The 24,655-nt window shown below is 62.6% G+C and carries 21 protein-coding genes and 1 riboswitch; of the genes, 13 read left to right on the top strand and 8 right to left on the bottom strand.

Annotated features, from left to right (window positions below):
• Position 1: 1 nt before the first annotated feature.
• Together AC0L2H_RS12750 and AC0L2H_RS12745 are read right to left on the bottom strand one after the other, a co-directional pair.
• On the bottom strand, positions 2 to 1,552 hold the full coding sequence (locus AC0L2H_RS12750; protein ID WP_473590552.1) for a hypothetical protein: 1,551 nt from the start codon (positions 1,550 to 1,552) through the stop codon (positions 2 to 4).
• 37 nt (positions 1,553 to 1,589) lie between these two features.
• A complete protein-coding gene (locus tag AC0L2H_RS12745; RefSeq protein WP_473590551.1) occupies positions 1,590 to 2,165 on the bottom strand; it encodes a GNAT family N-acetyltransferase in 576 nt (191 codons plus the stop codon).
• Positions 2,166 to 2,233: 68 nt separating this feature from the next.
• Here AC0L2H_RS12745 and AC0L2H_RS12740 point away from each other — a divergent pair, with 68 nt between their 5' ends.
• On the top strand, positions 2,234 to 3,562 hold the full coding sequence (locus AC0L2H_RS12740) for a DNA polymerase IV (protein ID WP_473590550.1): 1,329 nt from the start codon (positions 2,234 to 2,236) through the stop codon (positions 3,560 to 3,562).
• A gap of 28 nt (positions 3,563 to 3,590) precedes the next feature.
• Here AC0L2H_RS12740 and AC0L2H_RS12735 read toward each other — a convergent pair whose 3' ends face one another.
• Positions 3,591 to 4,097 carry a hypothetical protein gene (locus tag AC0L2H_RS12735; protein ID WP_473590549.1) on the bottom strand — a complete coding sequence of 169 codons (507 nt, stop codon included), beginning with the start codon at positions 4,095 to 4,097 and terminating at the stop codon, positions 3,591 to 3,593.
• A gap of 186 nt (positions 4,098 to 4,283) precedes the next feature.
• Between AC0L2H_RS12735 and AC0L2H_RS12730 the strand changes: the two genes are divergently transcribed.
• Positions 4,284 to 5,165, top strand: coding sequence for a DMT family transporter (locus tag AC0L2H_RS12730; RefSeq protein WP_473590548.1), 882 nt, complete (start codon positions 4,284 to 4,286; stop codon positions 5,163 to 5,165).
• Positions 5,166 to 5,176: 11 nt separating this feature from the next.
• Here the strand turns inward: AC0L2H_RS12730 and AC0L2H_RS12725 are convergent, their stop codons facing one another.
• The 3 genes from AC0L2H_RS12725 to AC0L2H_RS12715 all read right to left on the bottom strand — a co-directional run bounded on the left by AC0L2H_RS12725 (position 5,177) and on the right by AC0L2H_RS12715 (position 11,705).
• On the bottom strand, positions 5,177 to 5,980 hold the full coding sequence (locus AC0L2H_RS12725; protein WP_473590547.1) for a potassium channel family protein: 804 nt from the start codon (positions 5,978 to 5,980) through the stop codon (positions 5,177 to 5,179).
• 65 nt (positions 5,981 to 6,045) lie between these two features.
• Positions 6,046 to 9,573, bottom strand: a complete 3,528-nt coding sequence (gene dnaE, locus AC0L2H_RS12720) for a DNA polymerase III subunit alpha (RefSeq protein WP_473590546.1) — start codon at positions 9,571 to 9,573, stop codon at positions 6,046 to 6,048.
• A gap of 119 nt (positions 9,574 to 9,692) precedes the next feature.
• Positions 9,693 to 11,705, bottom strand: coding sequence for an acetyl-CoA carboxylase biotin carboxylase subunit (locus AC0L2H_RS12715; RefSeq protein WP_473590545.1), 2,013 nt, complete (start codon positions 11,703 to 11,705; stop codon positions 9,693 to 9,695).
• A 200-nt stretch (positions 11,706 to 11,905) separates the two neighbouring features.
• On the opposite strand from AC0L2H_RS12715, the gene AC0L2H_RS12710 reads away from it, so the two are divergent.
• From AC0L2H_RS12710 to AC0L2H_RS12680, 7 genes are all read left to right on the top strand, one after another.
• Positions 11,906 to 13,033, top strand: coding sequence for an S-(hydroxymethyl)glutathione dehydrogenase/class III alcohol dehydrogenase (locus tag AC0L2H_RS12710; RefSeq protein WP_473590544.1), 1,128 nt, complete (start codon positions 11,906 to 11,908; stop codon positions 13,031 to 13,033).
• Between the two features lie 68 nt (positions 13,034 to 13,101).
• Positions 13,102 to 13,671: an S-(hydroxymethyl)glutathione synthase gene (gene gfa, locus AC0L2H_RS12705; protein WP_473590543.1), complete on the top strand. Its 570-nt coding sequence runs from the start codon at positions 13,102 to 13,104 to the stop codon at positions 13,669 to 13,671.
• Positions 13,672 to 13,742: 71 nt separating this feature from the next.
• Complete coding sequence (locus AC0L2H_RS12700; protein WP_473590542.1) at positions 13,743 to 14,069, top strand: hypothetical protein; 327 nt, start codon at positions 13,743 to 13,745, stop codon at positions 14,067 to 14,069.
• Entirely contained in the window at positions 14,056 to 14,547 is a 492-nt protein-coding gene (locus AC0L2H_RS12695; RefSeq protein ID WP_473590541.1) for a YaiI/YqxD family protein, read from the top strand. The genes AC0L2H_RS12700 and AC0L2H_RS12695 overlap by 14 nt, the downstream gene beginning before the upstream one ends.
• Positions 14,548 to 14,569: 22 nt before the next feature.
• Positions 14,570 to 15,247 carry a DUF1345 domain-containing protein gene (locus AC0L2H_RS12690; protein WP_473590540.1) on the top strand — a complete coding sequence of 226 codons (678 nt, stop codon included), beginning with the start codon at positions 14,570 to 14,572 and terminating at the stop codon, positions 15,245 to 15,247.
• 112 nt (positions 15,248 to 15,359) lie between these two features.
• Complete coding sequence (locus AC0L2H_RS12685; RefSeq protein ID WP_473590539.1) at positions 15,360 to 16,241, top strand: cytochrome b/b6 domain-containing protein; 882 nt, start codon at positions 15,360 to 15,362, stop codon at positions 16,239 to 16,241.
• 1 nt (position 16,242) lies between these two features.
• Positions 16,243 to 17,052, top strand: coding sequence for a molybdopterin-binding protein (locus AC0L2H_RS12680; protein ID WP_473590538.1), 810 nt, complete (start codon positions 16,243 to 16,245; stop codon positions 17,050 to 17,052).
• Positions 17,053 to 17,107: 55 nt separating this feature from the next.
• Here AC0L2H_RS12680 and AC0L2H_RS12675 read toward each other — a convergent pair whose 3' ends face one another.
• Positions 17,108 to 17,710 (bottom strand): DUF3011 domain-containing protein, encoded by a 603-nt coding sequence (locus AC0L2H_RS12675; RefSeq protein ID WP_473590537.1) that lies wholly within the window; start codon positions 17,708 to 17,710, stop codon positions 17,108 to 17,110.
• A gap of 87 nt (positions 17,711 to 17,797) precedes the next feature.
• Here AC0L2H_RS12675 and AC0L2H_RS12670 point away from each other — a divergent pair, with 87 nt between their 5' ends.
• The gene (locus AC0L2H_RS12670; protein WP_473590536.1) at positions 17,798 to 18,625 is read left to right on the top strand and encodes a transporter substrate-binding domain-containing protein; all 828 of its coding nucleotides are present in this window, start codon (positions 17,798 to 17,800) and stop codon (positions 18,623 to 18,625) included.
• A gap of 17 nt (positions 18,626 to 18,642) precedes the next feature.
• On the opposite strand, the gene AC0L2H_RS12665 is transcribed toward AC0L2H_RS12670, so the two are convergent.
• Entirely contained in the window at positions 18,643 to 19,641 is a 999-nt protein-coding gene (locus AC0L2H_RS12665) for a hypothetical protein (RefSeq protein WP_473590535.1), read from the bottom strand.
• 292 nt (positions 19,642 to 19,933) lie between these two features.
• Positions 19,934 to 20,020: riboswitch (glycine riboswitch) on the top strand.
• Between the two features lie 148 nt (positions 20,021 to 20,168).
• Here AC0L2H_RS12665 and gcvT point away from each other — a divergent pair.
• From gcvT to gcvP, 3 genes are read left to right on the top strand one after another with little or no spacing between them, the layout of a single operon-like run.
• A complete protein-coding gene (gene gcvT, locus AC0L2H_RS12660) occupies positions 20,169 to 21,269 on the top strand; it encodes a glycine cleavage system aminomethyltransferase GcvT (RefSeq protein ID WP_473590534.1) in 1,101 nt (366 codons plus the stop codon).
• A gap of 5 nt (positions 21,270 to 21,274) precedes the next feature.
• Positions 21,275 to 21,643, top strand: a complete 369-nt coding sequence (gene gcvH, locus AC0L2H_RS12655; protein ID WP_473590533.1) for a glycine cleavage system protein GcvH — start codon at positions 21,275 to 21,277, stop codon at positions 21,641 to 21,643.
• 16 nt (positions 21,644 to 21,659) lie between these two features.
• Positions 21,660 to 24,473, top strand: coding sequence for an aminomethyl-transferring glycine dehydrogenase (gene gcvP / locus AC0L2H_RS12650; RefSeq protein WP_473590532.1), 2,814 nt, complete (start codon positions 21,660 to 21,662; stop codon positions 24,471 to 24,473).
• Positions 24,474 to 24,655: the final 182 nt, after the last annotated feature.

Genomic DNA, 24,655 nt, shown 5'->3' with positions numbered 1-24,655 from the left:
CCTAAGGCTGGAGCTTCGCTCCGCCGTTGTCGCCCTTGGTAGCATCACTTGGGTCAGTAAGGGGATCGTCTAGGACGGCATCGGCCGGCTTCAGCATAGCGCCGTTCACCGTGACCGAGCCGTCGGCCTTGGCGTTGATGACCCATTCCATACGGCCATTCGGCAGCGTCTTCCCAAATCCTTTGACCGCGAGCGCGAAGGGGAAAACTTGTGCCGCTTGCTGGTCGCTTTTGGCCGCCGTCTGCAGGGTCTGCACGATTTTGTCGTAGCCCGCGATATCGACGATCATGCGCGCTTGCGGTTTCTTGCCGGGGAACGTCATCTCGCCTTCCATCGCAACCTCGATGTTGCCGTTCTTCACCGTGCTGTGCGCGAGGACGACTTTCGGATTGTTGGCCATGAAATCGGCGATCAAGGCCTCGCCAAATTCATCTGAAAGCGGAGGATTCTTATTGAGATCAAAGGCTTCAATCGCCTTTCTTAGCATGCTGTCCAAGTCGAGATTGGCGCCGCCAAAGCTCAATTCGATGTCGGCAGGCAACAGCGCGGCGCTCCAGCTGGGCAGAAGGTGCTGAGGGACGGTCAAGCCGGTCGCCTCAATCCGACAATCGATCTTCCCGTTGTCAGAGATTCCGTCGAGGCCGGTGGTCGCGCTCAAATCCGCAAGCTCGAAATTGCCCGCAGGACTCTCCACGCTGATGCCATCAAAGCGATAGGAATATTCCAATCGCTCCCACAAGGGCAATGCGCTCGTCAGCAGCGACTTCAGCTCAGCCTGATTTGTCCTTAGTGAAGATTCGTCCTGATTGACGACGGCAAAACCGAGAAGATCGAGGAAAGCCTTCGTACGCACGCCACTCCCGGTAATCTCGGTCGACATCCTCGGTGACTTCATTGTGACTGGTACTTTCAGCCCCGTCTCGCCTTCGTCGGCGATGGCCGTTTCGACGAAATCAGCAATCGTTTGCGTCATGGCAATATCGACGCCGCCGTCCTCGGATTTGCTAGCGTTCAAGGTCGACGTACCGGCGCCAATTCTTAGGTCCATAGGCTCCTTGGGATCCCTGGATGTCACCTGCATTCCGGCCATCGAGCCGGCTCCGCTAGTGAACGCCGCCAGTCCCGGATCGTAGATGCCACTGAACGCGGAGCCGGAAACGGAGAAACGCACCCCGCGTGGTCCCTCGACATCGACGAAGGCGTTGGGTGCTAAATCTGACGACACGCTCCAGCTTCCGTCACTGCGCGGTTTGACCAGCATCGCAAAGGGGACGAGATTGAATGTCAGAGGATCCTTGCTGGGATTTGCCCTAAGGACTGCGTCGAAGTCGAAGGCTATCCGATAGGCATCGCCGTCGGCCGAGATCTTCAGAATGCCGCTGTCGAGCACCTTCTTGCCAATGTAACGCGACAGATCATTCGACAGCTGCTTCGCACCCCTGCCGTCGACGGTCTGGCCCCAGGCTGGCCCGCAAAATGCAAGAACTAAGACAAATGGCAAAACACGCTTCATTTGAACCCTCATCCAAAAAGCAAAAGTCATTTCGTTCATCGGTAGAAAGACACCCTCACAGCTGCAAGACAACGACCTAAAGCACCAGCCGCATCAGCGGCCTGCCCGCCTTGCGTTCCACAAGCCGTTCGAAGCCGGCCTTCTCGAAAACCCGCGATGAGCCGACGAACAGGCCGATCGAGCGCGAGTCTTTCGACAGGTCCATCGGGCAGGCTTCGACCAGCCGCGCGCCGTTCCGGCGGGCAAACGCGATGCCACCTTCGACAAGGCGGTGACTGAGACCCCTGCCCCGCGCCTTGGTCCGGATGAAGAAACAGGAGATCGCCCAGACACCCGGATCGGAAGCGTCGGCGGGATCGACAGGTGCTGAACCCCTGCCCTTGTTGTTCCATTCAGGCACGTCGGCGCGCGGACCGATCTGCATCCAGCCGACCGCCTCGCCATCCTCGAATGCCAGCACGCCAGGAGGCGGTCCGGCCTCGATCCGCGCCTTGATGTGGTCCTTGTTGCGCTCCTTGTCGCTCGCGCGGCGCACTGCCGGCGCCAGCCGGAAATGCGTGCACCAGCAGCCGTAACAGGCGCCCTGCTTGCCGAAAAGATCCTCGAAATCCGCCCAAAGCTCGGGCGCCAGGGGCGCGATGGTCGTATTCATGAACTCTCTCCCGGCCAGCCGCCTTGTCGCGGCCTCCGTCCTGACGTACCATTGCGTTTGTTCTCTTTATGTTCGCATCGATGGCGGCCCCTGTCAACAATCCCGATCACGGTTTTTGCCGCGACTGCCTGACCTTCCAGCGCGGCGAGGCACGACGCTGCGAACGCTGCGGCAGCCCGCGGCTTGCCCGCCATCCCGAGCTCTACAAGCTGCATCTTGCCCATATCGACTGTGACGCGTTTTACGCGGCCATCGAAAAGCGCGACAACCCGGCGCTGAAGGACCGACCGTTGATCATCGGCGGCGGCAAGCGCGGCGTCGTCTCCACCGCCTGCTATATCGCCCGCATTCACGGCGTGCGCTCGGCCATGCCGATGTTCAAGGCGCTCGAAGCCTGTCCGGAAGCGGTGGTCATGCCGCCGGACATGGAGAAATATGCCCGTGTCGGCCGCGAAGTGCGCGCCCTGATGCAGGCGCTGACGCCGCTGGTCGAGCCGATCTCCATTGATGAGGCATTTTTGGACCTTGCCGGCACCGAGCGTTTGCATGGGCTGCCGCCGGCGGTGGTGCTGGCGCGCTTTGCTCTTGGCGTCGAGAAGGAAATCGGCATCACCGTGTCATCGGGCCTTTCCTACTGCAAGTTCCTGGCCAAGGTGGCGTCGGATTTTCGCAAGCCGCGCGGCTTCTCGGTGATCGGCGAGGCCGAGGCGCCAGGCTTTCTGGCCGGGCAGCCGGTAACGCTGATCTGGGGCGTGGGAAAGGCCTTCGAGGCCGCGCTCGAGCGGGACGGCATCCGCACCATCGGCCAGTTGCAGCGCATGGAGCGTGGCGACCTGATGCGTCGTTATGGCGTGATGGGCGACCGGCTCTACCGGCTTTCGCGCGGCGAGGACGACCGCCGCGTCCACCCCGACCAGGATGCGAAAAGCGTATCGGCGGAAACCACTTTCGATACCGATATCGCTTCGCTGGACGAATTGGTCTCGGTGCTGAGGGCGCTGTCGGAAAAGGTCGCGGCGCGGCTGCGGAAATCCGGCATTGCCGGGCGCACCGTCGTGCTGAAGCTGAAGACCCAGGATTTCAAGACCCGCACGCGCAACCGCCAGCTCGGCGACCCAACCCGGCTGGCCGACCGGATCTTCTCGACCGGTCTCGATCTGTTACGCCGCGAAGCGGACGGGACGAAATACCGGCTGCTCGGCATCGGCGTCAGCGACCTCTCCGACGACGAAAAGGCCGATCCGCCCGACCTGGTCGACGTCCAGTCGCGCAAACGCGCCATGGCCGAAGGCGCCATCGACACGCTGCGCGACAAGTTCGGCAAGAAGGCCGTGGAAACAGGCTATACCTTCGGCAAAGGCCGCAATGCCCATCCGCCCGAGCCGATCGAGGACTGACACCGGCCGGCAGCGACTCCATCCGCGATCAAGTGCGTCTGAGATCGATCCGGCTGGTCACCACGGTCTTGCCGGTTTTCGGGTCGACGTCGGTAACGGTGAGCCGCATCCCGTCCTCGCCGTTCTTCTCGACAGTGAGCCGGGCCTTGCGATCGCCGTTGACCTCCTTCGCCCAGCTTATGCCGAGATTGATGGCGTCGCCGGATCGGCTGCCGTTGAGCTGCGCCGGCCCGGTGCGGGACCCGACATAGACACCGGTGTATTTCGCCCCGCTCGACTTCAGATCCGCGCTGATGGCGCGGGTCACCACGACAAGCCCGCGGCATTTGCCGTCCAGCGACAGCGAGGTCGATGTCGCGTCGGAATTGAAGGTGCAGGAAACATTCACCGTCGGTGCTTCGGTCGTGACCTTGACAATACCTTTGCCGGCAAAATTCCCCTGGAACGAACGGAGGAAATCCGCGTCTTCGCCATGAGCTGCACCCGCCGCGGCCGTCAGGCAACCGGCAAGTAAAAATCGCGCGAACAAATTCATCAAAGCTCTCCCCGTGCTGGTCAGAGACAAGGAACTCCAAGGAAGTCAGGAATACCGGGAATCAACGCTTGCCGCCGTGGCAGGTTCCACTTTCAACATGACTGTTTTGCAACGCACCGCTTCTGGCCCAGTCGAATGCATCGCCTAGCGGTTGCAGGGAAAGCCCGGGATTGCGACATAGCGCGCATGGCACCCTCACCCTCGATCCCCAAGGCCGCGTTCTGGATGGCGCTGTCGGTCGCCTCGTTCCTGGCGATGTCGGTCGCCGGCCGCGCCACAACCGCCGAGCTCAACGTCTTCCAGGTGCTGGAGCTGCGCTCGGTGATCGGCCTTCTCATCCTGCTGCCGCTGGTGATGGCATCAGGCGGTTTTGCAGCGATGCGCACCAAGCGACCCGTCGCCCATATCGCACGCAACGTCATCCACTATACAGGCCAGGCAGCATGGCTTTACGCGCTGACGCTGATTCCGCTGGGTGTGCTGATCTCCATCGAATTCACGACGCCGATCTGGACGGCCATTCTGGCGGTCGGTTTCCTCGGCGAAAGGCTCTCCCGGCCAAGACTTGCGGCGATCGTCCTCGGGCTGATCGGCGTGGTGATCATCGTGCGTCCAGGCATCGGCGCCGTTAATCCGGGATATGTTGTCGTGCTGGGCGCCGCTGTCTGCTTCGGCATCTCGGTGGTCCTGGTCAAATCGCTGACGAAGACTGACAGCGTCGTGCGCATCATCTTCTGGATGCTGGTCATCCAGTCGGTCATCGGCCTCGTCCCGGCACTCTACCAGTGGCGCAACCCGCCGCTCGAACTTTGGCCGTGGATCGTGATGATCGCCTTCACCGGCATGTCGTCGCACTTCTGCATGGCCCGGGCGCTCGGCTATGCCGACGCCACGGTCATCTCGCCGATGGATTTCCTACGCGTGCCGCTGTCGGCGCTGATCGGCTGGCTGCTCTATCACGAGCAGATCGACGCCTTCACCGCCGGTGGCGCCTTGCTGATCCTGATGGGCAATCTGCTCAACCTGCAACGCAGAGCCACGAAACCCGCGGAGATCGCGGTATCATAGTGCCTTGGGCCTTAATCGCCGTCGTCGGGTATCTTGAGAAGATGCCCGCAGGCTTTGCAGTGCACCGCGTCGGGCTCATGTCGCTGCAGCCCGCATTGCGGACAAGGAAAAAAGACCTTGGCGGGACGGAAAAGCGCCTGCGCCAGCCTGACGAACAGCGATATGCCGATGATCATGGTGGCGATCGCGGTGAGCTTGCCTGCTATTCCCGGCAGGACGATGTCGCCGAACCCGGTCGTGGTCACCGTGGCAACGGTGAAATAGAGCGCGTCGATATAACCTTCGAGACCAGCCTGGGTGCGGAAGAAGAAGGTGTAGACGAAGCCGGTGATGACAAGCAGGAAGGTCAGGAGATTGATGACTGCGTGGCTCGCCTCGCGCCATCGCCTGAGGCCGCGCATCTCCAAATGCCGCCACAACCTGCCGCTGCGAGACAGCGACCACAGTCTGAGGATACGCAGGAAACCGAGATTGGCCAGTGCCGTGGGCATCAGCAGCGTCAGCAGGATGAAGACATCGATCCACGACGCCGGCTGCCTGATCAGGCGCAGCATGTCGTTGGAGGCCAACAGCCGGGCAGCCATGTCGGCGGCGACAAGCGCCGCCACTGTATAATCGAGCCAGAGGAAAGAGGACGACTGCTGAATGACCGGCGTGGCGATGAAGAAGCCGATGATGGCCACGTCGATGATGATGGCCCCAAGCTGAAACCGAAAAGCCGCGGGCGTGCGCCCGTGATAGAGCTTGCGCAATATGTCGCGCAGCCGTGCCAAGGCCGAACGATCCTGCAATTCGTCCTTCTCTGCCGCTCTCATGGTGACTGCGATAGCGTTCGCGGCGGCGATCGTCCAGTATTGCCTGCGCGGCCAGCCCCGGTCAGCTACACAAGCTCCACTTCCACCACGCCCTGCACCGCGCGCATGGCGGATGCGATTTGCGGCGAAACGCGATACCCGCCTGGCAAGGCGATCTCGACCTCGCCCTCTGCCTCGCCTTTAAGGACAATAATGCTGACCTGACTGTCGCCACGTTGTTTGAGCTGCGACTGAATGATTGGCGCTGGCCCGTCATCCCTGACAAAGATGCGCAGGGCCTTCTGGACGCGGCTTGCCTCGTCTTCCAGCGACTGCACGGTCTGGATGCGAAGGTTGACGCCTTCCGGCCGGTCCTCGGCCGAAACGGTGATCACCACCGAACGGCCAGGCTCCAGCAGATCGCGGTATTGCGCCAGGCCCTCGGAGAACAGCACCGCCTCATACTGGCCCGAATTGTCTGAGAACTGCACGACGCCCATCTTGTTGCCGGTGCGCGTCTTGCGTTCCTGCTTGGTGGTGACGGTGCCGGCAAGCCGGCCGGCCGCAGCCCCCCGTTTGACGGCGGCGGAGAACTCGCCCCAGTTCTGCACCCGCATCTTCTGCAATGCCGCCTTGTACTCGTCGAGTGGGTGCGCCGAGAGATAGAAGCCGACCACCTGGAATTCGCGGTGCAGGCGGTCGGCGGCAAGCCATGGCTCGGTCGGGGGCAGATTGAGGGCTTGCGACTGCGCGCCGAGCGAGGCGCCAAAAATGTCGGCCTGACCCGAAACCGCGTTCTGCTGCGCCAGCGAAGCCAGCCCCATCATCCGCTCGACGCCGGCCATCATCGCGGCGCGGTCGTGACCGAAGCAATCCAGCGCACCGGCCATGATCAGGCTTTCGAAGACGCGCTTGCCGACGATCTTGGGATCGACCCTTTCGCAGAAATCGGCGAGGCTCTTGAACGGCCTTTCGCCGCGCACGGCGACGATGTGTTCGACCGCCGCATCGCCGACGCCCTTGAGTGCCGCCAGCGAATAGAAGATCTTGTTCTCGCCGACCTCGAAGGCGCGAAAGCTCGTCATCACCGACGGCGCCACCACCTCGATGCCGAGACGCAGCGCATCCTGGCGGAAATCGGCAAGCTTGTCGGTGTTGCCCATGTCGAGCGTCATCGACGCGGCCAGGAACTCGACCGGATAATGCGCCTTGAGATAGGCCGTCTGGTAGGAGACCACCGCATAGGCGGCGGCATGCGACTTGTTGAAGCCGTAGTCGGCGAATTTGGCCAGAAGGTCGAAGATGAAGTCGGCCTGCGGCTTGCCGACGCCGCGCTCGACCGCGCCCGAGACGAACCGCTCGCGCTGCTTGTCCATCTCGGCGCGGATCTTCTTGCCCATGGCGCGGCGTAGAAGATCGGCTTCGCCGAGCGAATAGCCGGCAAGCTCCTGCGCGATCTGCATGACCTGTTCCTGGTAGACGATGACGCCTTGCGTCTCCTTCACCAGATGGTCGATCTTCGGGTGGATCGAGGCCATCTCCTCCTCGCCATGCTTTCTGGCGTTATAGGTCGGGATGTTCTCCATCGGGCCTGGACGATAGAGAGCGACCAGCGCGATGATGTCCTCGATGCAGTCGGGCCGCATGCCGATCAGCGCCTTGCGCATGCCGGCACTTTCCACCTGGAACACGCCGACCACCTCGCCGCGCGACAGCATGGCATAGGTGTCGGGGTCGTCGAGCGGAATGCGGGCAAGGTCGATTTCGATGCCGCGGCGGCGGATCAGCTTGACCGCGGTCTCCAGCACCGTCAGCGTCTTCAGGCCGAGGAAGTCGAACTTCACCAGCCCGGCCTGCTCGACATATTTCATGTTGAACTGGGTGACCGGCATGTCCGAGCGCGGATCGCGGTACATCGGCACCAGTTCCGACAAAGGTCTATCGCCGATGACGATGCCGGCGGCGTGGGTCGAGGCGTGGCGGTAGAGGCCTTCCAGCTTCTGCGCCATGTCGAGCAGCGTCTGGACGATCGGCTCCTTCTCTGCCTCTTCGGCGAAGCGCGGCTCGTTGGCGATGGCGTCGGCGAGCTTGACCGGATTGGCCGGGTTCGACGGCACCATCTTGGAGAGCTTGTCGACCTGGCCGTAAGGCATCTGCAGCACGCGGCCGACGTCGCGCAGCACCGCGCGGGCTTGCAGCGTACCGAAAGTGATGATCTGGCCGACCTGGTCGCGGCCGTATTTCTGCTGGACGTAGCGGATGACCTCCTCGCGCCGGTCCTGGCAGAAATCGATGTCGAAGTCGGGCATCGACACGCGGTCGGGATTGAGGAAACGCTCGAACAGCAGGGAGAAGCGCAGCGGGTCGATGTCGGTGATGGTCGTGGAATAGGCGACCAGCGAGCCGGCGCCCGAACCGCGGCCGGGCCCGACCGGAATGCCTTGCGCCTTGGCCCACTTGATGAAATCGGCAACGATCAGGAAATAGCCGGGGAACTTCATCTTCGTGATAATGCCGAGCTCGAAATCGAGCCGTTCGCGATATTGCTCCACCGTATAGCCCGGCGTGGGGCCGTGCGCGGCGAGCCGCGCTTCCAGCCCCTCATGCGCCTGGCGGGCCAGTTCCTCGGCTTCCGCCTTTACCGCGGCGTCATTGTCGGCAACATCGCCGCCGGTGAAACGCGGCAGGATCGGATTGCGGGTTTTCGGATAATAGGAACAACGCAGCGCAATCTCGACAGTGTTGTCGATGGCTTCCGGCAGATCGGCAAACAGCCGTGCCATCTCGGCCTGGCTTCTCAGGAAATTGTCGGGCGAGAGGCGACGGCGGTTGTCGACGGCGACGACCGAGCCCTCCGCAATGGCAATCAGCGCATCGTGCGCCTCATAGTCTTCCCGCGAGGAAAAAAACGCCTCGTTGGTGGCGACGAGCGGCAGGTGGTGGCTGTAGGCCAGATCGACCGTCGACTTCTCGATTGTGCGATCGTAGCCGGAAACCCGATCCAGCTCGACATAGAGCCGGTCGCCGAACAGCGCCTTGAGCGTGAGCAGCCGCTGCTCTGCAAGATCGCGGCGGTCTTCCTTCAAGGCAGTGCCGATCGGGCCGCGCGGCCCGCCGCTGAGGCAGATCAACCCGTCGGAGTGGCCTTGCATCATCCCGGTCGTCAGGTGCACAGCCTCGCCGGGCGGCGTTTCGAGATAGACCCGGCTGACCAGTCTGACCAGATTGCTGTAGCCGGCCTCGGTCGCCGCGATCAAAACCACCGGCCGCATGTCCGGGCCTTGCCGCCTGCGGTCGCGCTGGCTGTCGTTCGCTTCGCCGGAAAAGGCGAGAGCGGTCTGGCAGCCGATGATCGGCTGGATGCCCTCCTTCACCGCCTTCTGGGCGAATTCCAGCGCCCCGAACAAATTGTTGGTGTCGGTCACGGCGATCGCCGGGCACTCGTCCTTGACCGCGTGAGCGACAACCGTGCCGAGCTGCAGGGCGCCTTCGAGCAGCGAATAGGCAGAATGCACGCGCAGATGGATGAACGGCCGCGCCGCCACCTCCGGCCTCGATGCCTTTACGGCTGCTTCACGCAACAGCGGGTCGCGTGGAAGTCTGTCATCCGCCATGGTTTTCCGTGCTGTCCGAGGGACTCAATCGGTAAAGATGTATTGTCCGGGACCGGACGATGCCAGTCCAGTACAAACGACCGCTGACCACAGGCTTCCGGCGGCCTGTGCGGCTCCCCTCACGCGAACTCCATGATTACCGCATCGACGGCAAGGCTGTCGCCCGGCCTGGCGTTGAGTTTCGACACGGTGAGGTCGCGCTCGGCGTGCAGCACGTTTTCCATCTTCATCGCCTCGACCACGGCCAGCGTCTCGCCGGCCTTGACCTCCTGACCCTCGGCGACGGCGATCGACACGACGAGGCCGGGCATCGGGCAGAGCAGCATCCTGGAGGTGTCCGGCGGCACTTTTGCCGGCATCAGCCTTTCGAGTTCAGCCGTGCGCGGCAGCATGGCGTGCGCCGTCACCGACATGCCTTTCCAGGCAATACGCAACCCGTTTGGCACCGGCCTGATCTGCGCCGCTATCCTGCGGTCGCCGACCGTGCCGCGCCAGATGAGGTCGCCGGGCCGCCAGTCGGACACCACCGTCAGTGCCCTGCCACCGTCGATCGCCAGATCGATTTCCACCGGGATGGAGATCATGCCTTCCAGAATCGAAGCCGAAAGATAGTCGTCGCCGATCTTCACCACCCAGTCCCGCTTGAGAATGCCGGAATGCGGCGCCAGCCGTCCGCCCAGCCGGTCGAGCCGGTCGCGGCGCAGCAGCTCGATCGCGGTGGCGATCGACGCCAGCACCGCCTTCTCCTCGCTATCGGGTACGATCGGCGCGAAGCCGTCAGGATATTCCTCAGCGATAAAAGCGGTCGATATCCGGCCTTCGCGCCAGCGCGGATGCTGCATCAAAGCGGCCAGAAACGGTATGTTGTGCTCGATACCGTCAACGACAAAGCTGTCGAGTGCCTCCGACATGGCGTCTATTGCCGCGATCCTCGTCGGCGCCCAGGTGCACAGCTTGGCGACCATCGGATCGTAGAACATCGAAATCTCGGAGCCTTCGGTGACGCCGGTGTCATTGCGGATAACGACATCGCCGAACTTTCCCTCGTCCGGCGGCCGGTATCTGGTCAGCCGGCCGATCGAGGGCAGGAAATTGCGATAGGGATCCTCGGCATAGAGACGGCTTTCCACCGCCCAGCCGTTCAGCTTCACGTCGCTCTGCTTGAGGGCAAGCTTTTCGCCTGCCGCCACGCGGATCATCTGCTCGACCAGATCGATGCCGGTGACGAGCTCCGTCACCGGATGCTCGACCTGCAATCGCGTATTCATTTCAAGGAAATAGAAGTTCTTTTCGCTATCGACGATGAACTCCACGGTGCCGGCGCTCTGGTAGTCGACCGCCTTGGCCAGCGCCACCGATTGTTCGCCCATGGCTTTCCGGGTTTTGGCGTCGAGAAAAGGCGACGGCGCTTCCTCGGCGACCTTCTGGTTGCGGCGCTGGATCGAGCATTCGCGCTCGCCAAGGTAAAGCGCATTGCCATGCGCGTCGGCCAGCACCTGGATTTCGATGTGGCGCGGATCGACCACGAACTTTTCGATGAACACACGATCGTCGCCGAACGAACTCTTGGCTTCCGACCGCGCGCGATCGAACCCGTCGCGCACCTCTGCCTTGCTCCAGGCGATGCGCATGCCCTTGCCGCCGCCGCCGGCCGAGGCCTTGATCATCACGGGATAACCGATCTCGCCGGCGATCTTTTCCGCATGGTCGGCATTTTCGATAACGCCGAGCCAGCCGGGCACGGTCGAGACCTCCGCGGCATTGGCGAATTTCTTCGATTCGATCTTGTCGCCCATCGCCTTGATCGCCTTGGGCTTCGGACCGATGAAGACGATGCCTTCAGCCTCCAGCGCCTCGCAAAAGGAGGCGCGCTCCGAAAGAAACCCGTAGCCGGGATGCACGGCCTGCGCGCCCGTCGCCTTGCAGGCGTCGATGATCTTCTCCGGCACCAGATAGCTCTGCGCCGCGGGCGATGGTCCGATATGCACCGCTTCGTCGGCCATCTCGACATGCACGGCGTCGCGATCGGCATCCGAATAGACCGCCACGGTGGCGATCCCCATCTTGCGCGCCGTCTTGATAACGCGGCAGGCAATCTCGCCACGGTTGGCGATCAGGATTTTCGTGAACATGCGGGCGTTATTCCCCTCCGGTCGGCTGTTCCTTTTATGGGCTCTGCTTGTGCGGTCAAGCCGGCCATGCAATTCACCGCCTTTCAATCGATTTGCGAATCCAATTCGTTGCCGTGGCCCGGTCCGCCATCAGCTTCCCATTGATCGCATCACCAAAACCTGAAAGCTTGAACGCAAAATCGCCTTGGAGGATTTGCCTGATGAAAACCCGCGCCGCTGTCGCTGTCGCCGCCGGAAAGCCGCTGGAGATCATGGAGGTCGACCTCGACGGTCCTCGCGACGGCGAGGTGCTGGTCGAGATCAAGGCGACCGGCATCTGCCACACCGACGAGTTCACGCTCTCAGGCGCCGATCCAGAGGGCCTGTTTCCGGCCATCCTCGGCCATGAGGGCGCCGGCGTCGTCGTCGATGTCGGCAAGGGCGTCACGTCGGTCAAGAAGGGCGACCACGTCATCCCGCTCTATACACCTGAGTGCCGGCAGTGCCCGTCCTGCCTGTCGAGAAAGACTAATCTGTGCACGGCCATTCGTGCCACACAGGGGCAAGGGTTGATGCCCGACGGCTCCTCGCGCTTCTCGATCGGCAAGGACAAGCTGTTCCACTATATGGGCTGCTCGACCTTCTCCAACTTCACCGTGCTGCCCGAGATCGCGCTGGCCAAGGTCAATCCCGACGCGCCCTTCGACAAGATCTGCTACATCGGCTGCGGGGTGACCACCGGCATCGGCGCCGTCATCAACACGGCCAAGGTCGAGATCGGCGCGACCGCCGTCGTCTTCGGCCTCGGCGGCATCGGACTCAACGTCATTCAAGGGCTGAAGCTCGCTGGCGCCGATATGATCATCGGCGTCGACTTGAACAACGACAAGAAAGCCTGGGGCGAGAAATTCGGCATGACGCATTTCGTCAATCCGAAAGAGATCGAGGGCGATATCGTGCCCCACCTCGTCAACATGACCAAGCGCGGCGCCGACCAGATCGGTGGCGCCGACTACACCTTCGACTGCACGGGCAACACGAAAGTCATGCGCCAAGCCCTTGAATCGTCTCACCGTGGCTGGGGCAAGTCGGTCGTCATCGGTGTCGCCGGCGCCGGTCAGGAAATCTCGACACGCCCCTTCCAGCTGGTCACCGGGCGCACCTGGATGGGCACCGCCTTCGGCGGCGCGCGCGGCCGCACCGACGTGCCGAAAATCGTCGACTGGTACATGGACGGCAAGATCCAGATCGATCCGATGATCACCCATACGCTGAAGCTCGAGGACATCAACAAGGGTTTTGACCTCATGCACGAGGGCAAGTCGATCAGGAGCGTCGTGGTTTACTAGGGTAAAGCCACACGCCGTCGGCCAAACGGCCTGCGACCTCTGTGGTTCATGACAAGGGAGGAGAAAACATGCCGGAGAAATTGCATCCGAAAATCGACAATGGTCTGCCCAGGGAAAGCGCAAGCTTTGCCGGCGGCACGCTGGTCTGCGCCTGCACGAGCAATCCGGTCAAGGTCAAGGTGAAGGGTCAAATCGCCCATAACCATGCCTGCGGCTGCACCAAATGCTGGAAACCCGATGGCGCGATATTCTCGGTCGTTGCCGTGGCGGGCACGGGCGACGTGACCGTGACCGAGAATGGCGACAAGCTGAAGGTGGTTGATCCGAGCGCCCTGATCCAACGCCATGCCTGCACCGGTTGCGGCGTTCACATGCACGGACCGGTCGAGCGCGACCATCCTTTCAAGGGGCTCTCCTTCATTCATCCCGAGCGTTTCGAGGAGGATGGCTGGTCGCCGCCGGGCTTCACCGCCTTCGTCTCGTCGATCATCGAATCCGGTGTCGATCCTAGCCGCATGGATGGCATCCGTTCGCAATTGAAGACGATCGGGCTCGAACCCTATGATTGCCTCAATCCTGGCCTGATGGATTATATCGCCACCTGGACGGCGAAGAAATCCGGGGCACTACCGGCCTAGAATGGACTACGAGAAGGGCCGATCGCTTGAATCGACCCTTCTCACCATCGCATGCATATCAGGCACTCTTTATGGATGCTGAAACTACCAAGAATTGGAAATTGAACCTCCGCTACGGGAGAGCGAAAACCGCGTTCCGTCACTTCACCGTTCTAGCCGAGGGCGAAGTCGTATCTCCCAACGAGGACTTTGAAACGGAATTAGGGCCGTCTTTCTTCGGAATGAAAGTCTGGGCTTCAGGCTCAGATCAAGCGATAGATATGGCACGGGCTATCGGCCAACATGTTGGTTTCGCATCTATAGGAACAATTTACGTCTATGACACAGACCCCACCGAGCCGCCTGGCACCGAGCCGCGCGGCTATGATTTGAAATTCACACCGTATGAACGCGACTAGTCCTGACCAGGGACGAAGCCCCCAGATTCTGGTCGACGCCGATGCCTGCCCGGTCAAGGCGGAGGTCGAAAAGGTCGCCGAGCGCCATGGCGTCATCGTAACCTTCGTCTCCAATGGCGGCCTGCGCCCGTCGCGCGATCCGATGATCCGCAATGTCGTAGTGTCGAAAGGCGCTGACGCCGCCGACGACTGGATCGTCGACAACGCCAGGCCCAACGACATCGTGGTGACGGCCGACATCCCGCTCGCCGCCCGCACGGTGGCGCTTGGCGCCCATGTGCTCGGCCCGACCGGACGCCCGTTCACGCCGGAGACGATCGGCATGGCGGTGGCGATGCGCGACCTCAAGCAGCATCTGCGCGAGACCGGCGAAAGCAAGGGCTATAACGCGAGCTTCGCGCCGCAGGACCGTTCGCGCTTTCTCGGCGAACTCGATCGCATCTTGCGACGGGCGTTGAAATCCGTCACACCGGACTAAGAAACCATCTGCACGCTAGGCCATGGCCGCCGAAACGCCCTTCAACAAACCCATGCACCGGCATATGCAGTTCGCGGTGTCGGCCTGCATCGGGGTGGTGGCGCTGGCCATCGCGTTGGCGTTGCGCGCGCCCCTCGCCTATTCGATCGGCGCCAATGCGTTCTTTGCCGCCTACATCATCCTCGTCGTCGCCCAGATGCCGCTGCTCACCGGCCGCTATCTGAGCAAGAATGCGCGTGCCACCGACCAGCCGGTGCTGGTCATCTTCGCCGTCACGCTTGTCGTCGTCGGTGTCGCCACCATCTCCCTGTTTCAATTGATCAATCGAAAGGACAGCGCGGCTGCCTTCGAACTGACCTTCGCCCTGCTGTCGATCCCGCTCGGATGGTTCACCATCCATGCGATGGCGGCGCTTCATTATGCGCATGTCTACTGGATGGACGGCGACACGATCGATACCCAAACCAAGCAGAAAAACCCGGTCGGAGGCTTCGACTTCCCTGGCGGCAAGCGGCCGGAAGGCTGGGACTTTTTATACTTCTCGTCGATCATCGGCATGACCGCGCAGACCGCAGACGTAAACATAACGACCTCGCACATGCGCCGCGTCGTGCTTGTCCATTCGATCTTGTCCTTCTTCTTCAACACGATCATCGTCGCGGCCGCCGTCAACCTCGCCGTGAGCCTCGGCGGTCCGTAATAATTCCGTGCCTGTAATAATTCCGTGATCGGGTGAAACATCGCTTTAGTTGGTAGCGTATTGGGAGGAGAACGAAGAGCAAGGCCACACCAAGATCGCAGGGCGAAAAAAGATGGAATCTGTTGCCAGAAGCCAACCCACCGCCGAGGCGGACACTGTCCCGTCGAAGGACGCGACGCTGATCTACCGGCAGTCGCGCTGGACGCGGCTAACGCATTGGCTCTGGGCGATCTCGCTGTTCTTCATGCTGCTTTCCGGGCTGCAGATCTTCAACGCCCGCCCGCAGCTCTATATCGGCAAGGAGTCGGGATTCGGCTACAACAACACCGTCTTCGCCATCGGCGCCGAGAACACCGCCACCGGCCCGCGCGGCTACACCGAAATCCTGGGCAAGCGTTTCAACACGACCGGCGTTCTCGGCTGGTCGGGGCCGGCCGGGCAGGAAACGTCCCGCGCCTTTCCGTCATGGGCGACAATCCCGTCCTATTACGACCTCGGCACCGCCCGCGTCGTGCATTTCTTCTTCGCCTGGATACTGTCGACGACGCTGATCGTGTGGCTGATCGCCAGCGTGATCAACGGCCACCTGCGCCGCGATCTCGCCCCGCGCATCGACGATCTCAAGCGCCTGCCGCGAGACATCATCGATCATGCGAAGCTCAAATTCCACCACACCCGCGAATACAACACGTTGCAGAAGATGGCCTATGGCGGCGTGCTGTTCGTGCTTTTGCCGCTGATGATCATCACCGGTCTCGCCATGTCGCCGAGCATGAATTCGGTGCTGCCGTTCCTCAACGAGGTCCTGGGCGGGCGGCAGACGGCGCGCACCATCCATTTCATCGTGATGGTGCTGCTCGTCGCCTTCTTCATCATCCATATGCTGATGATCCTCGCCGCCGGCCCGATCAACGAACTGCGCTCCATCATCACCGGCTGGTACCGAACCGATCCGCCGGCGGATGACGGAAAACCATCCGAGAGGAGTGCCTGACATGCCAAAATTCCAGATCAGCCCCAAACTGCAGATGAGCAGAAGAAGATTCCTGACCTCGGCCAGCCTCGGCCTGTCCGGCATCATGCTGTCGGGCTGCGACGCCTTCGACAGCCACCTCGGCGTCGGCGACGGCCTGCGCAGCTTCCTCGAAGGCGCCAACGACCTGACGTACCGCGCACAGCGGTTGCTTGCCGGTCGCGACGCGCTGGCGCCGGAATTCACCGAAGCCGATATCCGCCAGCCGCAGCGCCCAAATGGCATCACTGCACCCGACGACGATGTCTACAAGGGCCTGCTCGCCAATGATTTCGCCGATTGGCGGCTTGAAGTTTCAGGCCTTGTCGAAAAGCCGCTGTCGCTCAGCCGCGAACAGCTTCAGAACATGCCGAGCCGCACGCAGATCACCCGCCATGACTGCGTCGAAGGCTGGAGTTGTATCGCCAAATGGACCGGCACGCCGCTGTCGCTGGTTCTCGACCAGGCGGTGGTCAAGCCGCAGGCGCGCTATGTCATGTTCCACTGCCTCGACACGATCGACCGCAGCCTGTCGGGCGACATCAAATATTATGGCACGATCGACCTGATCGACGCCCGCCATCCGCAAACGATCCTGGCCTATGGCCTGAACGGCAAACCGTTGCCCGTCGAGAACGGTGCGCCGCTGCGCGTCCGCGTCGAACGCCAACTCGGCTACAAGATGCCGAAATATCTTACCAAGATCGAATTGGTCGACGGCTTCGCCAATGTCGGCGGCGGTCGCGGTGGCTATTGGGAAGACAATGGCTACGACTGGTACGGCGGCATTTGATGGCTGCTCGGGCAGGACACGTCAGGCGTTCAGCATACAATTCCTGGCGACGCCATCATTCGTCCGAATCCTCGAAAGTGGTTTGACCGGGCTCAGGTGGCCCGGCCCGCGTGTCGTCCGGATTATCCACCATGCAGCCGACGCCGTGGCATCCCTGATAGTTGCCGTGAGTATCGAAATTGGGATTACCGTCCCTGTCGAACTGCGGCGTCGGATCGATCCACTGATCGTTACGGCGCGGCTTCGGCCTCGGATAGTAGTTATCCGAACGGTGGCCGTGCTTGTCGTTGTTGTCAAGGATCGCGCCGACGATGCCTCCGACAATGATCGCAGCTGCCGCATCGCCTGGAGATGGCTTGCGACCGGAGCCTGCAACCGCGAATTCGGCCGAGCATCCATTGTCGACCCAGACGCCGCCGCGGTCATAACCCCAGCTCTTGCCATACTGGCAACGTGCCTTCGAAAGCCGTGACGTCAACTGCACACCGCGACGCGTATCGACGCCACAGTAGGAATAACGGTAGTTCGCGCTGGAGCAGACGATGCGGTTTGCCCCTGCCGCCCGCGCCGCGTCCGGTAACAAGGAGAGCTTCGCCGGATTGCCCAGGGCACAGGCCAGGAACACCATCGAACCGGTAATCGCTATCCGTACCGACATCGCAAGTCTCCATCAGGGTTCGCTATCGACAGAATGGCACCTTTGTGTAAATCTGACAACCGGACGGACTACAGCGAGGTTATATTCATGCGCGCTAAGATGATCGCCGCAACTATACTTGCCATTTCCGCCTGGTTGACGCTGGCGGCGCCATCTGCCTGGGCGGACGACAGCCTCAAGCGCGTTATCGACCAGAAGACACTGACTGTCGGTGTGGCGCTCAATCCGCCATGGATCCTCAAGAAAGCCGACGGAAAATTCGCTGGCTACGATGTGGATCTGACCAACGCGCTCGCTTCCGACCTTGGCGTCGACCTGAAACTGGTCGAAGTGCCCTGGAATGACCTCAAGACACGGCTGCTCAAGGGCGATTTCGACATGATTGCGGCAGGCTATGCCAGCACGCCGGAACGCGCCCGCGACGTGGTATTCTCCGACAAGACCGGCACCGCCGACATCCGCATGGTGGCGACGATCGCCAGTCTTGGCAAAAAGCCGGGAAAGGCATTGCGGGCGCCGGGATACAAGATTGCGGTACTCTCCAACTCCACGGATGAAGCCGCTGCGAAGGAAGCCTTCCCCAAGGCGACCATCCTCACCTTCGACAATACGGCCGATGTCTTTGCCGCGATCATCGGCGGCGAGGCGCAGGCCATGGTCGCCACCTCGCCGACGCCGCAGATGGCCGCCAGGCTTTACGATGCGAAACTGAAGATGGTCGGCGGGCCGCTGTTGCGGACGCCGGAGGCTTTTGCCTTGCGGCCGGACGATGTCCGTCTCATCCAGTACGTCAACAACTGGATCGGCGCGCGCACCGCCGACGGCACCATAGGCAGCGTGCGCCGCTACTGGTTCGACAGCTTCAAATGGATGTCGCGCTTGGACACCGGCAAGCCGGAGCCGGCCAAACAATAGAGCGCGATGTCAGCGCTTCAGGCGACCTTGTCGATCAGCGGCTTCAGCGCCGGATGGATTTCCGGCGAGGCGTGCTTGATCAGCGTCAGCAACGCCCGCTCGTTCTCCTGCAGCGGCCGGTCGCCGATGTGTTCGGCCAGCCACTTCGCCTCGCCGGCGTCGATCGTCTCAGCGCGGCGAGCCAGTGCCTCGGCTGCCTTGTTCTTCGATTCCCAATCGGCCTCGATATCGCCCGGCGCGCGGTAGGCTTCCAGAATACCGGCAAGCCCGCCTGACACCATGCGGTTGAAGAAACCGCCAATGTCCGGGTCTGCCTGCTCGAAAAAAGCGTCCCGGCGCAGCGCCACATCGCGCATCGGCGCTTCGTAACCGGCCGAGCACATGACGAAATTGGTGATCGCCTTGACGAACAGATCGTTCCAGGATGGATCGTTGCTGGTCGCGGCCGTCCGCTGGTTGATCCTGAATAGCACCTCCGCCTCGGCGCGGGTCATGGCAATGTTGCCGTCGCCGCCATAGGCGTAGAGGATGCGGCGCAGAAGCTCGACTTCCGCCTTGGCAATCCTGCCGGGCACCAGTTGGCCGCCGTGCATGAGCGGCCCCTTGCCGTCGACGACGGCATGGGCGACCTGCTCCAGCGCATAGGCGCAAAGCCTGTTTGGCGAGGACTTCGCCTTCTCCAGCACACGCACCAGCAGTTCGAGCTCGGTGCGGCTGTCGACCATGCCATCGCGCGAAATCGTCCGGACCAGCCAATCGGCGTTGTCTTGCGAGACATAGCCCGCCGGTTTTTCCTGATGGACGATGTAATCGGTGACGGCCTCGACGAAGAAGTCAGGCCATTCCGCGCATTTGTCCCTGGCCGTCGCATCGAGCGCAAACAGCGCCTCGGCCTCGCCGCGGCTCACCACGCCATCGCCGAACACCTCGCGGCGCAGCATCACCACATCTTCCGCCGTGATGCGATTTTTCGACGTCAGCCCGGCCACTGGCGTGCTCATGATCAGTTCGCCCATCTTTTTCGCCCCCGTCTGCTGCCGGCAATGCCGGTTCCAAGCACCATGGCGACCCCTATATCAGCAGTGTCTTGAGAAACCGCCAAACGGCGTGGTTAGCGAAGACTTGTCGGCCAATGCCCGTCGGCCCAAGACTGTGCAGCGGTTTTGGTAAACGACATGGATCAAACAATGGTCCAAAGCGCAGCGCCTGAATTCGTTCAGTGCGACGCGCATTAGATGTCGCTGGCAGGTGACAAGGTGTCGTTGACGGGCTATGGATGACGAGTCGAGGGCTCATGGTTTTGAGTCCTACCTGTTTGCGGGAGAGAGCAGCGAGAGCTGCCGCCGAAGGGGAAATCGCCCGAAATCTCTCAGGCAAAAGAACCGTAGACGGGAAAGACACTCTGGAAAGTCGGGGCTTGCCCCCGCGCCGAAGGTGTAAGCGCTGCCGACAGAGTTACGGGGCGCGAGTCTCTCAGGCTTCAGACAGAGGGGCACGGACTGGTCGCCATCAGCGGCCGATTGCGTGCGACTCTGGAGATGACATGACGGGCGACGACACCAAACACCTTCCCCTCGAAGATTTGCATGCCGCCGCCGGCGCGCGCTTTGGCGCGTTCGCCGGCTGGTCGATGCCGCTGACCTATCCGGCCGGCGTGATGAAGGAACACCTTCATACCCGCGAGCAGGCCGGCCTGTTCGACATCTCGCACATGAAGCTGTTCGAGGTCAGCGGTCCGGGCGCCGCCGCACTCCTCAACCGCGCCTGCCCGCTGGATGCCGGCGCGCTCGATATCTCCCAGTCCAAATATACCTTCTTCCTCAATGAGGCCGCCGGCGTCATCGACGACCTTATCGTCACCCGGCTTGGCGGCGAGCGCTTCATGGTCGTGGCCAATGCCGGCAACGCCGCCGTCGACGAGAAGCACTTGCGCGGGCTGGCTGAGGATTTCGAGGCAAAGGTCGACGCACTCGACCGCGTCTTCCTGGCCATCCAGGGCCCCGAAGCATGGGCGGCCCTTGCCCGCGCCGGCATCGAGACCGGATCGCTGCTGTTCATGCATGGCATCGAACCCAGGCAAAACTGGTTCATGAGCCGCTCCGGCTATACCGGCGAAGACGGTTTCGAGATCGGCCTGCCGGAGGCGGATGCACGCGATCTCGTCGCCAGACTGCTCGAAGACGAGCGCGTGCTGTGGATCGGCCTTGCCGCCCGCGACAGCTTGCGGCTGGAAGCCGGGCTATGCCTGCACGGCCAGGACATCACGCCGGAGATCGACCCGGCCAGCGCCGGGCTGATGTGGGCGATCCCCAAGGACATCCGCGCCGCCGGGCCGTTCATCGGCGCCGATGCCTTGCGCGCAATCATTGAGCGCGGCCCGGCGCAAAAACGCGTCGGCCTGAAGCCGGAAGGCCGCCAGCCGGTGCGAGCGGGTGCGACCCTGTTCGACGCCGACGGCAATCCCGCCGGCCATGTCACCTCGGGCGGCTTCGGCCCCTCGGCCGGCCACCCGGTCGCCATGGGCTATGTCCAGACGGCGCTGGCCAAGCCCGGCGCCAGGCTTTTCGCCGATGTACGCGGGACGAAAATCCCGATCGATATCAATCCCCTGCCCTTCACATCTCATCGCTACCGCAAAGGATAAGTCCTATGGCAAAGACCTATTTCACCGAAGACCACGAATGGCTCCGCGTCGAAGGCGGCATCGCCACTGTCGGCATCACCGATTACGCGCAGGAGCAACTCGGCGATCTCGTTTTCGTCGAATTGCCGGAGGCGGGAAGAAAGCTGACCAAGGGCGAGACGGCCGTCGTGGTCGAATCGGTCAAAGCCGCATCCGACGTCTATGCGCCGGTCGATGGCGAGATCACTGAGGCCAACGGCGCGCTGTCGTCGGACCCGTCCCTGGTCAACTCGGCGGCAACAGGCGACGGCTGGCTGTGGAAGATGAAGCTCGCCAATGAAAGCCAACTCGAGAGCCTCCTCGATGAGGCCGGCTACCAGGCTCACATCGGTTGATATCAGGACATTGAACATGACCGTAGCAGCACCCTATCCCTTCTCGGCCCGCCACATCGGCCCCGGCCTCAACGATATCAGAGCCATGCTCGCCACCATCGGCGTTCCCTCCGTCGAGACGCTGATCAGCCAGGCCGTGCCGAGATCGATCCGTCTCGACCAGCCGCTCGCCTTGCCAGCTCCGGCCAGCGAAGCGGAAGCGCTGGCCGAGCTCTCGGCAATGATGGCCAAAAATACCGTGTTGAAGAGCTTTATCGGCGCCGGCTACCACGGCGTCCACGTGCCGCCGGTCATCCAGCGCAATCTGTTCGAGAACCCGGCCTGGTATACGGCCTACACGCCCTACCAGGCCGAGATCAGCCAGGGCCGGCTTGAGATGCTGTTCAACTTCCAGACCCTGGTTGCCGAGCTGACCGGACTTCCGGTGGCATCGGCGTCGCTGCTCGACGAGGCGACGGCGGTGGCCGAGGCCGTCGGCATTGCGCTGCGCCACCATCGCGACAAGCGCACCAAGGTAGCGCTTGCCGGCACCCCGCATCCGCAGACGCTGGACGTCGTGCGCACCCGCGCCGAACCGCTCGGCACCGAGGTCGACGGCGAGACGATCGACGACAATACCGCCGCGCTGCTCGTCTCCTGGCCTGACACGTTTGGTGTCTATGGGGACCACAAGGCGGCGATCGAAAAGGCTCGTGCCAGCGGCGCGCTCGTCGTCTTCATCGCCGATCCGCTCGCTCTCACGCTGACCGACACGCCGGCAAAACTCGGCGCCGACATCGCCGTCGGTCCGATGCAGCGCTTTGGCGTGCCGATGGGCTTTGGCGGTCCGCACGCCGCCTATTGCGCCGTCTCCGACAAACTGACGCGGCTGATGCCCGGCCGTCTCGTCGGCCAGTCGACCGACAGCAAGGGCCGCCCCGGCTACCGCCTCGCTTTGCAGACGCGCGAACAGCATATCCGCCGCGACAAGGCGACCTCCAACATTTGCACCGCGCAGGCGCTGCTCGCCAACATGGCGACGGCCTATGCGATCTGGCACGGCCCCGCCGGCCTGCAGGCGATTGCGGGCCGCATCCACGCACTGGCCAACCGCCTGGCAGCCGGCCTCAAGGCCTCAGGCGTTTCGGTGCTTGGCGCGAGCCGCTTTGACACCGTGACGGTGGAAGCACAAGGCAAGGCCAAGGCGATCGCCACCGCCGCCGAAAAGACCGGCCGGCTGCTGCGCGTCATCGACGCCGATCATATCGGCATCAGCTTCGACGAGACCTCGACCGAGGCCGATCTGGACGCGATTGCAGCGCTGTTCGGCGCCAAGGTTGACGCCGCCGGCGCCGGCACCCTGCCCGGCAAGCCACGCGGCAAGGAGTTTCTCAGCCAGCCGGTCTTCCACGAAAACCACTCGGAAACCGAGATGATGCGCTTCCTGCGCCGGCTGGCCGACAAGGACCTGGCGCTTGACCGCGCCATGATCCCGCTGGGATCCTGCACCATGAAGCTCAACGCCGCCGCCGAGATGATGCCGGTAAGCTGGCCAAGCGTCGCCAATCTGCATCCGTTCGCGCCGGCCAGCCATTCGGCGGGCTACCGCGCCATGGTCGGCGAACTGGAAGGCTGGCTGTCGGAGATTACCGGTTTCGACGCGGTCAGCCTGCAGCCCAATGCCGGCAGCCAGGGAGAGTATGCCGGATTGCTCGCCATCCGCGCCTATCATCGCTCGCGCGGCGAAGGCCATCGCACCGTCTGCCTGATCCCCTCCTCCGCACATGGCACCAATCCGGCAAGCGCGGCGATGGCCGGCATGAGCGTCGTCGTCGTGCGCTGCCTGGAGGACGGCAATATCGACATGGACGATATGAGGGCCAAGGCCAACGAGCATTCCAGGAATCTCGCGGCGCTGATGTTCACCTATCCCTCGACGCATGGCGTCTTCGAGGAAGGCGCGCGCCATCTCTGCGCCCTCATCCATGAGCATGGTGGACAGGTCTATTTCGATGGCGCCAACCTCAACGCCATGGTCGGCCTGGCTCGTCCCGGCGACATCGGCGCCGATGTCTGCCACATGAACCTGCACAAGACCTTTTGCATTCCGCATGGCGGCGGTGGCCCCGGCATCGGCCCGATCGGCGTCAAGTCGCATCTGAAGCCCTATCTGCCCGGCCACGTTACCGAAGGCTCGGCCCATGCCGTGTCGGCGGCACCCTTCGGCAGCGCTTCCATCCTGCCGATCACCTGGATGTACATCCGCATGATGGGCGCGTCCGGCCTGAAGCAGGCTACCGAGACCGCCATCATCTCGGCCAACTATGTGGCGACACGGCTCGCGCCGCACTTCCCGCTCCTCTACAAGGGCAGGCACGATCGCATCGCTCATGAATGCATCCTCGACACGCGCGTGCTCAAGGAGAACTCCGGCATCAGCGTCGACGATATCGCCAAGCGCCTGATCGACTACGGCTTTCATGCGCCGACCATGTCGTTTCCGGTCGCCGGCACGCTGATGGTCGAGCCGACCGAATCCGAGCCCAAGCAGGAACTCGACCGTTTCTGCGAGGCGATGATTGCGATATCGGGTGAGGCGTCCAAGGTGGCGAAGGGCGAATGGCCCTTGGCCGACAATCCGCTGGTCAACGCGCCCCACACCGCCGCCGAGGCGCTGGCTGGCGAGTGGACCCATCCCTATTCGCGGCTCGAGGCGGCCTACCCAGCCGGCAACGCCGATACATCGGCAAAATACTGGCCGCCGGTGTCGCGCATCGACAATGTCGCCGGCGACCGCAATCTCGTCTGCTCCTGCCCGCCACTGTCGGAATATCTGGGCGCGGCGGAGTAATCCCGGCGGAATAATGAGGCAGAAGGCAGGGGCCGGCCCAACCTGGTCGGCCCTGCTGGCCTTGTTCTGGGCAATGACGCGATTTCACCACCAGTCTCGATGACGCGCATGCTGCCACCGACGCATTTCCGCCGCTTGGTTGTCGAATGGTTTTGCGGTAAGAGGAGCCATCCTCGAACGTA

It is taken from the genome of Mesorhizobium sp. WSM4871, from assembly GCF_055811295.1.
This window is presented reverse-complemented; position numbering and strand designations above follow the sequence as displayed.